The organism is Haloarcula amylolytica, assembly GCF_049705545.1.
Lineage (GTDB): Archaea > Halobacteriota > Halobacteria > Halobacteriales > Haloarculaceae > Haloarcula > Haloarcula amylolytica_B.
The window spans coordinates 2,105,769-2,118,865 of record NZ_JBNAMU010000001.1; the positions used below are offsets into that span (position 1 = coordinate 2,105,769).

Sequence of the window (13,097 nt, forward strand, 5' to 3'; positions counted from 1 at the left end):
GTCGTGGACGATTTACATGGCGAACGATTCCGAGCCTTTCTCAGAGAAGCTCCGAGTACCGGAGGCGCTGACGTTCGACGACGTGCTCCTCAGACCCAAGGAGTCCCGCGTCGAACCGGACGAGGCAGACACGACGACGCGGGTCTCGAAGTCGGTCGAGCTGACCGTTCCCGTCGTCTCCGCGGCGATGGACACCGTCACCGAGAGCGACATGGCGATCGCGATGGCGCGACAGGGCGGTATCGGCGTCCTCCACCGGAACATGAACGCCGATCAGATGGCGACTGAGATCGAGCGGGTCAAACGCGCCGACGAGCTCATCATCCGCGACGTTGTGACGGCAAGCCCGAACCAGACCGTCCGCGAGGTCGACGAGATGATGGAACACGAGGGCGTCTCCGGCGCGCCGGTCGTCGACGACGACAACGGCGAAGTGCTGGGGATCATCTCCGGGACGGACATCCGGCCGTATCTGGAGGTCGGCGAGGACGACGCCGTCACGGACGCGATGACCGACGAAGTCGTCACCGCCCCCGAAGACGTGACGCCCCGTGAGGCGCTGGAACTGATGTACGACCACAAGATCGAGCGCGTCCCAATCGTCGACGACGAGAACCGGCTCGTCGGACTGGTCACGATGCAGGGGATTCTCCAGCGTCGCGAGTACGACCAGGCCGCCCGCGCAGACGACGGCTCGCTCCGCTGTGGTGCCGCCGTCGGCCCCTTCGAGATGGACCGCGCGCAGGTCGCGGACGAGGCCGGCGCTGACATCCTGTTCATCGACTGTGCGCACGCCCACAACGCGAACGTCATCGAGAGCGCCCGCGAGATCAAGGCCGAAGTAGACGCCGACGTGGTCGTCGGTAACATCGGCACCCGGGAAGCCGCCGAGGCTGTCGTCGACTTCGCCGACGGCGTCAAGGTCGGTATCGGTCCCGGCTCCATCTGTACGACCCGCGTGGTCACCGGTGCGGGAATGCCCCAGATCACCGCCGTCGCGCAGGTCGCCGACGTGGCGAGCCAGCACGACGTGCCGGTCATCGCCGACGGTGGCATCCGCTACTCCGGCGACGCCATCAAGGCCATCGCCGCGGGTGCGGACGCGGTGATGCTCGGCTCCTACTTCGCCGGGACCGACGAGGCCCCGGGCCGCGTCATCACGATGAACGGCAAGAAGTACAAGCAGTACCGCGGGATGGGCAGCGTCGGCGCGATGAACGAGGGCGGCGGCGAGCGCTACCTCAAGGACGACGAGGAGGGTGAGGAATTCGTCCCCGAAGGCGTCGAAGCCGCGACACCGTACAAGGGCTCGCTGGCCTCCGAACTCCACCAGCTCGTCGGTGGGATGCAGTCCGGAATGGGCTACGTCGGGGCTGAGACTATCCCAGAGTTCAAGCAGCGCGCCGAGTTCGTGCGGGTCTCCGCGGCCGGACAGCAGGAGAGCCACCCGCACGACGTGATGATTACGGACGAAGCGCCCAACTACAGCCCCGACAGCTAACGCTGACGACCGGAGGGGGAACGCAGAAAGCCGCAGCCGATTACACCGCGGTTTCGCAGGCCGGACTACACGCTTCCTTCTGTGCCGCGTTCGCGTCGGGATACGCTTTGAACGACTCACCACAGTTCGAGCATTCGAATGTGTCGAAGTCGGACATAGCGGACGCCTGTACTCGCGCCGCGGAAAAAATTATTGCGGATACGCCGGTCAGTCGTAGTAGTCTTCGTCCAGCGGGAGCTCCGTCCCGGACGACGTGACTTTATCGACGGTCGCTTCCAGACGAAGTGTCTCGCTGCATTCGGGGCAGATGACCGCCACGTCGACCTGTAGAGAGTCATCGGAGTCGTAGATACCCAGAACCTCCGCGTCAGAGGCGTACAGATACTCCGCCGACAGTTCGTGCTCGTGGTCGCGAGCGTAATCGTAGGTCATGCATGCTCGCTACACCCGCATCTGTGTTGATGGTTTCGGCGGTTCCCAGTAACAGCACATACAGGGGACCCGCCCGAAGCCGCGGGCATGAGCGACTACGCTGTCGAGGTTGGGACCTGGGACCAGTTCGAAGACGCGGCAACGGCCGTCCGAACCGCGGTGTTCGTCGAGGAACAGGGCGTCTCCGAGGACGAGGAACTCGACGGGAACGATTCGGACGCCGTCCAGTTTCTGGCCCGTGACGGCGAGTATCCAGTTGGGACCGCCAGACTCCGGTTCCCCGAGCCTGCAGTGGGAAAGGTCGAGCGGGTCGCGGTCCGCGAGCCTTACCGGGGCACTGGTGTCGGCTCGGCACTGATGCGAGCCGTCGAGGACGCCGCTGGCGACGACGGTGCGACGGCGCTCAAACTCCACGCACAGACCCACGTCGAGGCCTTTTATCAACAACTCGGCTATGAGACGGTCAGCGACGTGTTCGAGGAAGCCGGCATCCCACACGTCGAGATGCGAAAGCGACTGGACGGCTGACCCGTCCACAAACGGGAGCGACGGACAGTCCCCGGACCGAACAGCAAAGTCGGCCGCAGACGAGAGAACCCGATATGAGCTACGAGCTACAGGCCCACACTGCGGACGTGGCCGTCGAAGCCACCGGCGACACGCTCGGTGACGCGTTTGCCGCTGCTGCCGACGGGATGGCCGCAGCGCAGTGTGACGACATCCCCGACGCGGGCGAGCGCTTCTCGCTCTCGACCACCGCGGAGCACGTCGAGGCGGCGCTGCTCGAGTATCTGGACGAACTGCTCCTCGAGCGGGACCTGCGAAACCAACTCCCGGTCGACAATCAGGCGACCGTCGCAGAACGGGACGGGGAGTGGACCGTCGACGCCACGGCACGGGGCGTTCCACTGGCGCGAGTGAGCGCCCGGGAAATCAAGGCTGTCACGTACTCGGAGATGGCAGTCGAGGAGGCGGACGGTGGCTGGCGGGTGTACGTCGTCTTCGAGTCTGACCGCCGTTCGGTTCGGGGTGACGCCACCGGCACTGTCGACCGGCCGCTTGGCTCGGGGAAAGGATTACTCCCCTGTGCGGTCCACCTAGACGTATGTCAACGTTCCAGACAAACGGCATCACCCTGGAACAGGTCAGCGAGAACGTCTGGGAGTTGCCACGCGAGGGGGAGATGCGAGTCGTCGGCCGGGTGTTAGCCAGCGAAGCCCTGCTCGAAGAGATCGCCGAGGACAAGACGCTCCAGCAACTGCAGAACACGACGCACCTCCCCGGGATTGTCGAGCCGGCCATCTGTATGCCGGACGGGCACCAGGGCTACGGGTTCCCCGTCGGCGGCGTCGGCGCGACGGATGCCGAAGACGGCTGTATCTCACCGGGCGCGGTCGGGTACGACATCAACTGCGGCGTCCGGATGGTGCGGACGAACCTCACGTACGATGATCTGCGCGGCCGAGAGGAAGAACTGGTAGATCGGCTGTTCGAGGCTATTCCGTCGGGCCTGGGCGGTGGCGGCGTCGTCGAGACCGACAGGGGAACTATCGATGAAATACTCGACCGCGGCGTCGAGTGGGCCGTCGAGAACGGCTACGGCGTCCAGGACGACTTGCGTCACTGCGAGGACGAGGGCCGCAGGCCGGACGCGGACCCGGAGGCGATTACGGCTGACGCCAAGGACCGCGGGAAGAGCCAGGTCGGGAGCCTGGGCAGCGGCAATCACTTCCTCGAAGTCCAGCGCGTCACCGACATCTACCGCCAGGATGTGGCCGAGGCGTTCGGCCTCGAATCTGACCAGGTGGTCGTCCTGATTCACTGCGGCTCCCGGGGGCTGGGCCATCAGACCTGCAACGACTACCTCCGCCGCATCGAGCAGCGACACCAGCCTCTCCTACAGCGCCTGCCCGACAGAGAGCTGGCCGCAGCCCCAGCCGGGTCACCGCTCGCCGAGGAGTACTACGGCGCGATGTGTGCGGCGATAAACTTCGCGTGGGTGAACCGTCAACTCGTCATGCACCGCACTCGGCAGGTGTTCGCAGACGTGTTCGACCGACCGTGGGAGGAACTCGGCATGAACCTGCTGTACGACGTGGCCCACAATATCGCCAAGAAGGAATCCCACACCGTCGACGGCGAGAACCGGGAGCTGTACGTCCATCGCAAAGGCGCGACGCGCGCCTTCCCGGCCGGTCACCCTGAGGTGCCAGCGGCGTACCGGGACGCCGGCCAACCGGTCATCATCCCGGGCAGCATGGGTGCCGGTAGTTACGTTCTCCGGGGCGGTGACCGCTCGATGGACCTGTCGTTCGGCTCGACAGCCCACGGCGCTGGTCGCGTGATGAGTCGCACGCAGGCGAAAGACGAGTTCTGGGGCGGCGACGTTCAGGACGCGCTCCGGAGCCAGCAGGTGTACGTCAAGGCCCAGAGCGGGGCGACCGTCGCCGAGGAGGCCCCCGGGGTCTACAAGGACGTCGACGAGGTGGTTCGGGTTTCCGAGGCACTGGGCATCGGCGACACGGTGGCCCGGACGTATCCGGTGTGCAACATCAAGGGCTAATACTCTCGGCTGTACGTCTGTGACGAATTTCGCCACTCCGGGGTGGCGAATATCTCGAAATAGTTACAGCCGACAGTACAATCCGGGGTCGCCGATTCCGTCTCGACGCCACCTCCTGGCGCGATTTTGACTCGGTGGGACCTTCACGGGCAATCAGGAACGCGCTCCGGTCGTCAGTTATCTCGGCACAAACATGTTTCCCTGCTTCCATCCTTGTCCAGATATGGCGCGACGAGCCGAGTGGGTAGCAACCGCGAAGACAGTCGCCAGTATCGCGTACGAGAGCGACATCAGGTACATCGCGACGTCGCTGGCGTACTACGCGTTCATATCGCTCATGCCGGTGCTGTTGCTCGTGTTCATCGTCTTCGGTCGGCAACTCGCGGGCGTGGTCTCGGCCTCGGAGGCGCAGTTCCTCACCCCCGACACGCAGCAACTGGTGTACGAGGGACTGACGACGGCTTCGGGCCGCACAGCGGCGACGGTCCTCTCCGTGGTCGTCCTGGCCTGGAGCGGTGCCAACGTCGGTGTCGGCTTCCTGACCGTCGTCGAGCGCATCGAGGCGGTGACGGAACAGCCCCTGACGAGGCAGATGTACGATGCGGTGGTCGTCCTCGTGACGCTCTCGGCCACGGTTCTCGTGATTATCGTTCAGAGTGTGTTCCTGGCTCTCTTCGCGACCGACCTGCTGAGCGTGGTCGCCGGATTCGCCGTCTTGTTCGTCGTTCTGACCGTGACGCTGCTTCCCCTGTATCTGGTCCCGTCGCGCGTCGCCGGTTCGCTCACCGATGCCCTCCCCGGCGCGATAACGACCGCTATGGGCTGGACCGTCATCCACGCGGTGGTACAGTTCTACGTCACCAACGCCGGTCAGTACGCGATCTACGGCGTCCTCAGCGGGCTTATCCTCATCCTCACAAGCACCTACGTGGCCGCGATTGTTCTGATGGTCGGCGTCGTCGTCAACGCGGTGCTCGCCACCGACACTGACGACCTGTACGACGTGAGTGGCTGAGCCGAAGGTCCCGAACCGCCGGTGAGCCTGTCAACATGGTTCCCGTAGCTGTCGCCTCGCTGTGCACGCCCCCTGGTTCAAATCCACTCCATAGCGGTTCTGCTCCTCACAGATAGTTCGTCGCAAAAGCGGGCCGGAAGGGATTTGAACTACCTGCACTTCGCTCGTTGACACTCACTCGTGCCGTCATTCAAACCCATTCCTATCGAATTCGCGCCGCTCACGGTTTCGTTCGCGGCGCAAGAATACGGGCCGGAAGGGATTTGAACCCTCGACCGACGGCTTAAGAGGCCGTCGCTCTGCCAGACTGAGCTACCGGCCCAGTGCACTCATTGCTCTGGACGGCCCGGTAAAATAGGTTTTCATTCGGACGCCTCGTGTCGGTCGGTCTCACGTTGCTTGCACACACCAGCCAGCTAGCGCGCCGGACTGCCCACGAGAGTCGGCCGGGTGAGCGACCATGTCCGCGCTAGACGACGGGTGGCGGCCTCTCAAGCCACCTTCGCAGGCGACCGTTCCCAGTTGTTGGAGAAATAGCTGGCATTAAAGAGGCTTGACGCCAAGCGATACAGATACTAATGAGTACAGCCAGCGGCATCACGATGGCCTCTATGTCGACCTACGCCATCCTCGGGTGTGGGAGTGTTGGCCACGCCGTGGCGGAAGAACTCGTCGAGGAGGGGAAAGACGTGCTCATCCTCGACGCGGACGAGGGGCGAGTCGAGGCGCTCCGTGACCAGGATCTCAACGCACAGCATGCGGACATCTCCGAGACGGGCACCGTAGAGACTGTCGCCGACCGGGACGTGGTGCTCATCATGTCCTCGGACGTCGCCGCCAACGCCGAGGCGGTCCGAAACATCCGTGAGGCCGGTGGCGAGCAGTTCATCGTCGCCCGCGCCGACGACCCCGTGTCGGCCGACGAACTCACCGAGCTCGGTGCGGACGTGGTCATCAACCCCTCCGCAGTTATCGCCGATTCGGCACTTCGAGCACTGGAGACCGGTGAACTGGAGTACAAGGCCTCCCAGCTCGGGGACGTCATCGACGGGACCGAGGAACGCATGGCGATACTCATCCACCGGTCGCCTGACCCGGACTCCATCGCCTCGGCCGCCGCGCTGCGGGCCATCGCCGCGAGCCGCGACGTGGAGGCCGACATCATCTACGAGGGCGAGATCGGCCACCAGGAGAACCGCGCGTTCGTCAATCTCCTCGGTATCGAACTGACCTCGAACGAGGATGTCGACCTCGACGAGTACGACACGTTCGCGCTGGTGGACGTTGCCAAGGGCGGCGAACCGGCTATCGATTCGGTCGATATCGTCGTTGACCACTACGAGCACGAACACGAACTGGAACACGACGCCACCTTCTCCGACATCCGGCCCAACATCTCGGCTACGTCGACGATTCTGACGAAATACATCCAGGAACTGGACCTCAATCTCGACCAGAGCGTCGCCACGGCGCTGCTGTACGGCATCCGCGCTGAGACGCTGGACTTCAAGCGGGACACGACGCCGGCGGACCTGACCGCCGCGGCGTACCTGTACCCGTTCGCCGACCACGACACGCTCGAACAGGTCGAATCGCCGTCGATGAGTCCGGAAACGCTTGACGTGCTCGCCGAAGCGATCCGGAACCGCGAGGTCCAGGGGAGCCACCTCGTCTCCAACGCCGGCTTCATCCGGGATCGCGACGCGCTGGCGCAGGCGGCCCAGCACCTCCTCAATCTCGAAGGGATTACGACTACAGCGGTGTTCGCCATCGCTGATGACACCATCTACCTCGCCGCGCGTTCGAAGGACATCCGGATGAACATCGGCAAGGTACTGTCGGACGCGTTCGGCGGGATGGGCGAGACCGCGGGCCACTCCACCGACGCCAGCGTCGAGATACCGCTCGGCATCTTCACCGGCTTGGATACGAGCGACGACAACAGAGATACCCTATTGGAACTCACTGAAGAAGCGGTCAAGCGGAAACTGTTCGAAGCGATGGGCGTCGACAGTTCCAGTAGCGAGAGTTCGAACGGAAACTAGGCTGGGACTTCCTCTTCCTCGTCGCCGGCCTCGGGCTGGCGGAGCCGTTCCACGATGTCGCTGACGATGACGACATCCCCGACAGCCTGGACCCACCGGTACGGGATGATGACACCCCGTGCCGCGTTTACCTCTTCGTCGAACAGCTCCGTGTTGAGCTGGTGGAGTGCCAGCCCTGTCACTTCCTTGCGGTCGAGTTCCAGCCGAAGATCCTCGACTTCGCCGACGAACACGCCGTTTTTCGAATACACCTCGCGACCCACGAGGGCTGTAATCTCCTGTGGCAGATTCTCCATTCCCATACGACGGTGGTTGGTCGGACGGCTTATAAAGCTTCTTTGCGACTGAAACGTCCGCGATTCGGGGGGAGTGAACACCGCGCAGGACTCCCAAACAACGACAGCAGGGCTGGCTCCAATCCCACGATATCACCCTCTCTGCACAGGCAGCAGTCGCTTATATGACCGGGGGACTTTTGCGCCGCTTCCCCGTTCGCTCGGTATGCTCGACCCTGGCGACCCCGCTCCGGACTTCGACCTGCAGGGAACCGCAAACAGCGGTGCCGGTGCCTATCGGCTGTCCGCTGCGACGAACCGCGCGCCGGCGGTCGTGGCGTTCGTTCCAGGCGACGACCCAGATTCGCGGGCCCTTCTCAGCGAGCTAGCCGAGACAGACTGGGCGAGCGTGTCGGACGCCGTGGCCGTCTTTGGCGTTCTCGCCGCAGGTATCGACGATTGCCGGTCGCTCGCGGCGGCGTTATCGCTCCCCTACCCACTGCTGGCCGACACCCACGGCGTCGCCACCCAGTTCGGCGTCCGAAAACAGGACGGGAGCGTGCAGCGAGCGGCATTCCTCGTCGACCAGCGGTGTCGCGTTCGGGCGGCGACAGCGTTCGACGACTCGGGCGGGAGCGCGCCCGATCTCGACACGGTTCTACGTGGCCTCGCCGAGTTGTAGCTACTCGCCGTGGTCCAGTTCACCGGCCAGCAACCCGTACATGTACACGTCTTCGTGGCGGCCGTCACGGAACCAGTGGTCCCGCAGGGTCCCCTCCCGCTCGAAGCCCGCCTTTTCGAGCACTCGCCGGGACCCGTCGTTGCCAGCGAGTACTTTTGCGTACATTCGATGGAGCCGCCGCTCCTGAAAGCCGTACTCGGCGAGCGTTCGCACGGCATCGGTCGCGTAGCCGTTGCCCCAGGCGTCCGGTGAGAGGAAGTAGCCGATTTCGGCGGTCCCCGGCTGGGTCGAGACGGCCATCAGGCCGACCGTTCCGACCGGGTCGCCGTCGACACAGACCAGCAGATGGGCGTTCTCCGAATCGAGGCCGGTCTCGGATTCGAGCCACTCCCGTTCGGCCTGCTCCGTCATCGGCTGAGACGCTGAGAGGCCGTGTCGCACGGCAGGGTCGTTGACTGTCTCCTGCAGGAACGGTACGTCTTCGTCCTCTATCGTCCGCAGCGTCACTGTTTCGCCGCGGAGGAACACTGGGCCGGGCATGCCGGAACGGACACATGGTTGACACAAGACCGTTGCCGTGGTATGAGTGCTGGTAGCATGTTTGGATAGCCCGTCGGCTAGGTGCTCGGCGCAGAACGACACGCCAAAGGGACCCCAGCACTGCCCAGAGGTATGGGAACGCCGCTGGATTCACGCGAGGAACAGGCAACGGAGGTCGTCGACCGACTTCACGAGGAATACCCCAATTCGGCGATCTCGCTGAACTACAGCAACCGTCTCGAGTTACTGGTCGCCGTCGTCCTCTCCGCGCAGTGCACCGACGAGCGGGTCAACGAGGTCACGGCGGACCTGTTCGAAAAGTACCAGAGCGCCGAGGACTACGCCGAGGCCACCGAGGAGCAACTCGCCGAAGACATCTACGGCATCACCTTCCACAACAACAAGGGCGGCTACCTCCAGGGGATCGGTGAGATTCTGACCGAGGAACACGACGGCGAGGTTCCTGACACGATGTCGGCGCTGACCGACCTCCCGGGCGTCGGCCGCAAGACGGCGAACGTCGTCCTCCAGCACGGCCACGACATCGTCGAAGGCATCGTGGTCGACACGCACGTCCAGCGGCTTTCGCGGCGGCTGGGGCTTACCGAGGAAGAACGGCCGGAGGCCATCGAGCAGGACCTGCTCGACGTGGTGCCCAGCGACGAGTGGCAACAGTTCACACATCTCCTCATCGACCACGGGCGAGCGGTGTGTGGCGCGCGCTCCGCGGACTGCGAGGCGTGCGTGCTCGCGGATATCTGTCCCTCCGAGAAGGGCGACAGTGAAGTCGACCTCGCCAGCGGCGAGGCGTGGTAACCTCGGGCGAGGGCTTCAGCTGTCGGCCTCTCCGAGGCGCACCGTGAGAACAGGCACATCGGACGTTCTGACGACCTTTTCGGCGACGCTGCCGAGGAGATACCGCTCGACGCCGGTTCGGCCGTGAGTCCCCATGACGATGAGGTCGATATCGTTCTCATCGGCGTAGTCGAGGATCGCGCTGTGCGGTGGGCCGCGTTCAACGGCGGTGACGGTGTCGACTGCGTCGACTTCGTCTGCCGCCGCGTCGACGATGGCCTGTGACCGCTCCTGAAGCGTTGCATCGATATCGTGTTCCTCGCCGACCATGCCCGGCTCCGACGGGTCGTGCTCCTCCGCAACCATGCCGGTCGTGGCCCCCTCCGTACCTGCGGCGGTCATGCCGATATGGGGTGACGACGTATCGAGGACGGTCATGATGTGTAACGTCCCGTCGTGTGTTTCGGCGAGGTTGCGTGCATGCGCTAGCGCGGCTTCTGCTCCGTCACTACCGTCCGTTGGAAAGAGGATGTGTTCGTACATTGGAACCACGGCTAGCGATGGACCTGCAATACTAATGAAACATCTAGTCTGTTCGCAGTAACCGAGAATCAAACCCGCTGTCGATGCTACTCACGCCACGTAGCGGAGGGCGTATCGAGTGACGCCGACCAGATACGCCAGCAGCCAGAAGATGACGTATCCGAACACGCCGATGCGGAGGCGCGAGCGCCAGTGACTGAACGTCTCGTCGCCGATTTCGTCCAGTAACAGGTCTTCGTCGTACTCGTTGTAGAGGTCGTGCTCCCGCTTCGCGCGGAAGATGCGGACGATACCCGTCCCGCCGAAGGCGAGCAGCGCGTAGGCCTGGAGGCCGAGCATCGCGTGGACAGCGGAGAGGCCACCGAGTTGGTCCGGGAGGCGTGGGATCATCCAGAACACCATCGGGACGGTGGTCAGCACCAGCCCCGTCGTGACGAACTTCAGATGATGGACGAGCACGTCCCAGGTGACCGGCTCCGTCTCGATGATGTAGTACGCGCCGTACAGGAAACAGGGGAGGCTGAGACTCACCGACAGTAACACGACTGTGGCCACGAGGCCGTCCGACACCATGGCCCGACCTAGGGACAGTGCTCGCTAAAGACTGCCGGATGCAGAAGGTCAGAACTTGTAAGCCGTCGCGGTCCGTACACCCGGGCAATGGCCGACCCGGACTCGACGTCTCCCACGGAGGACGAGCGCGGGAACACCCCTGCGGACGCGGTAACTGCCGAAACCGAGCCCGGCGAACCCGGGGCCGAGGGCGACGGCGGTGAGACGGCCGAAGACGGCGAGTCAGGCGACGAACTCGACACGGAGGCGCTCCGGAAGCAGGTCGAAGAGAAGTACGACTTCGACGACTTCGGCCCGGCGGACATGGCCGAGATGACCGCCGAGGAGTGGGACGTTGCCTTCGATGAGGACTCCTGGATCACCGGCGACGAACTCCTCGACAGGGTCACCCGGGACCTCCGGAACCGCGTCGCAAACCGCGACGTGTTCGCCCGCATCGAGCGCCACCGGGACCCGCCGCGGGTGCTCGCGTACTCCGACGAAGGCTATGCGGTCGTCTATCCCGATGGGAGCCTCGAAGGGGAAGGGACCGTCATGCGTGACGTGAAGCCAACGGTCGCGCTGTGTTCGATGGATTCCTACGACGTGCCTGAGAACGTCCCCGACAGGCCCCTTCCCGAACCGGAAGCGGTTCCCGAGGGTGGTGGCGAACTCGGCAACTGGATGCTACAGGCGATTGCCGGGACGCAGTTCCTGGCCGGGATTGCCCTACTGGGAGGCGCAGTGCTTGCGACCGCTGGCGTCATCGGCAACAGGGGGACCAGCATTGCACTGCTGGTCGTGGCCGGCGTCGCCTTCATCGGCGTCTCGCTCGTCCTCTTTTTCACCGTCGCAAACGCGAGGCTCTCGGACACGTTCCGCGCCGAGGAGTACCGAGACAGACTGCGGGCCATCGGACTTGAGGACGGCGAACGACCGGAGTTCGTTCCGGAGCTCGACCCGCAGAATACGGGGTCTGAAGACGGGGCAGGCGAGACTGACGAAGCCGGGTAATGACGGTTCCTGCGGGTGGTATTCGGTGGGTTTATACAAACTCAGTCCTGATTCCAGAGTGTATATGAACAGACGGGAGTTCGTCCGGACAGCAGGGGGGGCCGCCGGTGCTGCGGCGACCCTCAGTGCCACCGGCGCAGCCGCCGCACAGGAGGAAGGTGGCGGAGGTGGCGAAACCGTCCCGGACTACGGCGGTTTCCTGGATTCGGTCGGGAACTTCGACGGGACGACCGTCGACGCGACCGGGCAGGACACAGTAACTGTCGAAGTCGGCGTGCAGGCCAACGGCGGCGCGTACGGGTTCGGTCCGCCAGCCGTCCACGTTGACAACGGCGCGACCGTCCAATTCGAGTGGACGGGCAACGGCGGCGGCCACAACGTCGTCTCCGACGGCGACGGGCCGCTGGACTCCGGCAGTACAACGTCCAGTGCCGGCGTCAACTACGAGCACACGTTCGAGGAGGACGGCATCTACCCGTACATCTGTGTCCCCCACGAGGGACTCAACATGAAGGGAGCTGTCGTCGTCGGCGAGGAGTACCCGACACAGACGATCGGCGGCGGCGGTCCGGTGGAAGTCGACCCACACTACGCCGGCGTCCCGATCCAGCCCCACTTTGTCGGGTTCGGCGCTGGACTCGCAGTCATCATCCCGCTGATATTCACCTTCTTCCAGCTGAAGTACGGCGAGTCGCCCCACACTAGCGGAGGGAACAACTGATGGCATCCGAAGGCTCCACCTACGGTGATATCCACCGGTACGAACCGCCACGAGAGAGCACAGCAGCGGCTGTCGGCATCGTCCTCCTGACGGTTATTCAGGTCGGCCTCGTCGGCCTGTTCACCTACGGCATGATTGCCGGGTGGGCGTCCGGCATCGGGACGACGCTGACGGTACGGCTCATCGAGGCCAACATGTTCCTCGGTGGCGTGCTGACGGCGATCTTCATCGACCTGTCGTTCATCATGCTGCTGTACCGCAAGGAGTTCCTCCCCGACGTGATGATCGTCAAGAAGCGCCGCCGGAAGTGGGAGGACCTCTACATCCGTCAGGAAGACGTCGACGGTACGACGGTGGCGGACGGCGACGAACTCGCAGAGACATTCAAACGCGCTGTGTATCCATACTACAAGAAATAA

At 64.2% G+C, this 13,097-nt stretch carries 15 protein-coding genes, 1 tRNA gene and 1 pseudogene; 11 read left to right on the forward strand and 6 right to left on the reverse strand.

The annotated features are described in order from the left end of the window. Positions 1-16: 16 nt before the first annotated feature. Positions 17-1,501, forward strand: coding sequence for an IMP dehydrogenase (guaB, locus tag ACOZ4H_RS11035; protein ID WP_424329327.1), 1,485 nt, complete (start codon positions 17-19; stop codon positions 1,499-1,501). 207 nt (positions 1,502-1,708) lie between these two features. Here guaB and ACOZ4H_RS11040 read toward each other — a convergent pair whose 3' ends face one another. Beyond that, the gene (locus tag ACOZ4H_RS11040; protein ID WP_058997647.1) at positions 1,709-1,933 is read right to left on the reverse strand and encodes a hypothetical protein; all 225 of its coding nucleotides are present in this window, start codon (positions 1,931-1,933) and stop codon (positions 1,709-1,711) included. A gap of 87 nt (positions 1,934-2,020) precedes the next feature. Between ACOZ4H_RS11040 and ACOZ4H_RS11045 the strand changes: the two genes are divergently transcribed. The 4 genes and pseudogenes from ACOZ4H_RS11045 (at position 2,021) to ACOZ4H_RS11060 (ending at position 5,511) form a co-directional block, all read left to right on the forward strand. Then, on the forward strand, positions 2,021-2,461 hold the full coding sequence (locus ACOZ4H_RS11045) for a GNAT family N-acetyltransferase (protein WP_424329328.1): 441 nt from the start codon (positions 2,021-2,023) through the stop codon (positions 2,459-2,461). Between the two features lie 74 nt (positions 2,462-2,535). Then, positions 2,536-2,940, forward strand: a pseudogene (locus ACOZ4H_RS11050) (archease); the annotation flags it as partial. A gap of 98 nt (positions 2,941-3,038) precedes the next feature. Further along, positions 3,039-4,496, forward strand: coding sequence for an RtcB family protein (locus tag ACOZ4H_RS11055; RefSeq protein ID WP_424329329.1), 1,458 nt, complete (start codon positions 3,039-3,041; stop codon positions 4,494-4,496). A 223-nt stretch (positions 4,497-4,719) separates the two neighbouring features. After that, positions 4,720-5,511 carry a YihY/virulence factor BrkB family protein gene (locus tag ACOZ4H_RS11060; RefSeq protein ID WP_424329330.1) on the forward strand — a complete coding sequence of 264 codons (792 nt, stop codon included), beginning with the start codon at positions 4,720-4,722 and terminating at the stop codon, positions 5,509-5,511. Positions 5,512-5,759: 248 nt separating this feature from the next. Here ACOZ4H_RS11060 and ACOZ4H_RS11065 read toward each other — a convergent pair. Continuing rightward, a tRNA-Lys gene (locus ACOZ4H_RS11065) sits at positions 5,760-5,833 on the reverse strand. 256 nt (positions 5,834-6,089) lie between these two features. Here ACOZ4H_RS11065 and ACOZ4H_RS11070 point away from each other — a divergent pair. Continuing rightward, positions 6,090-7,556 (forward strand): DHH family phosphoesterase, encoded by a 1,467-nt coding sequence (locus ACOZ4H_RS11070; RefSeq protein WP_424329331.1) that lies wholly within the window; start codon positions 6,090-6,092, stop codon positions 7,554-7,556. On the opposite strand, the gene ACOZ4H_RS11075 is transcribed toward ACOZ4H_RS11070, so the two are convergent. Beyond that, positions 7,553-7,852: a PRC-barrel domain-containing protein gene (locus ACOZ4H_RS11075; RefSeq protein WP_053968356.1), complete on the reverse strand. Its 300-nt coding sequence runs from the start codon at positions 7,850-7,852 to the stop codon at positions 7,553-7,555. The genes ACOZ4H_RS11070 and ACOZ4H_RS11075 overlap by 4 nt on opposite strands. Before the next feature lie 205 nt (positions 7,853-8,057). Between ACOZ4H_RS11075 and ACOZ4H_RS11080 the strand changes: the two genes are divergently transcribed. Next, positions 8,058-8,513: a redoxin domain-containing protein gene (locus ACOZ4H_RS11080; RefSeq protein ID WP_424329332.1), complete on the forward strand. Its 456-nt coding sequence runs from the start codon at positions 8,058-8,060 to the stop codon at positions 8,511-8,513. On the opposite strand, the gene ACOZ4H_RS11085 is transcribed toward ACOZ4H_RS11080, so the two are convergent. Continuing rightward, positions 8,514-9,053 (reverse strand): GNAT family N-acetyltransferase, encoded by a 540-nt coding sequence (locus ACOZ4H_RS11085; RefSeq protein WP_424329333.1) that lies wholly within the window; start codon positions 9,051-9,053, stop codon positions 8,514-8,516. Positions 9,054-9,185: 132 nt separating this feature from the next. Here ACOZ4H_RS11085 and nth point away from each other — a divergent pair, with 132 nt between their 5' ends. Then, entirely contained in the window at positions 9,186-9,869 is a 684-nt protein-coding gene (gene nth, locus ACOZ4H_RS11090; RefSeq protein ID WP_424329334.1) for an endonuclease III, read from the forward strand. Between the two features lie 15 nt (positions 9,870-9,884). Here the strand turns inward: nth and ACOZ4H_RS11095 are convergent, their stop codons facing one another. Both ACOZ4H_RS11095 and ACOZ4H_RS11100 read right to left on the reverse strand, forming a co-directional pair. After that, on the reverse strand, positions 9,885-10,391 hold the full coding sequence (locus ACOZ4H_RS11095) for a universal stress protein (RefSeq protein WP_424329335.1): 507 nt from the start codon (positions 10,389-10,391) through the stop codon (positions 9,885-9,887). A 90-nt stretch (positions 10,392-10,481) separates the two neighbouring features. Further along, positions 10,482-10,964: a DUF7321 family protein gene (locus tag ACOZ4H_RS11100; RefSeq protein WP_424329336.1), complete on the reverse strand. Its 483-nt coding sequence runs from the start codon at positions 10,962-10,964 to the stop codon at positions 10,482-10,484. 87 nt (positions 10,965-11,051) lie between these two features. Between ACOZ4H_RS11100 and ACOZ4H_RS11105 the strand changes: the two genes are divergently transcribed. From ACOZ4H_RS11105 to ACOZ4H_RS11115, 3 genes are all read left to right on the forward strand, one after another. Then, the gene (locus ACOZ4H_RS11105) at positions 11,052-11,957 is read left to right on the forward strand and encodes a DUF7319 domain-containing protein (RefSeq protein ID WP_424329337.1); all 906 of its coding nucleotides are present in this window, start codon (positions 11,052-11,054) and stop codon (positions 11,955-11,957) included. Between the two features lie 64 nt (positions 11,958-12,021). After that, positions 12,022-12,678: a halocyanin domain-containing protein gene (locus ACOZ4H_RS11110; RefSeq protein ID WP_424329338.1), complete on the forward strand. Its 657-nt coding sequence runs from the start codon at positions 12,022-12,024 to the stop codon at positions 12,676-12,678. Continuing rightward, positions 12,678-13,097 (forward strand): DUF7318 family protein, encoded by a 420-nt coding sequence (locus tag ACOZ4H_RS11115; protein WP_424329339.1) that lies wholly within the window; start codon positions 12,678-12,680, stop codon positions 13,095-13,097. The genes ACOZ4H_RS11110 and ACOZ4H_RS11115 overlap by 1 nt, the downstream gene beginning before the upstream one ends.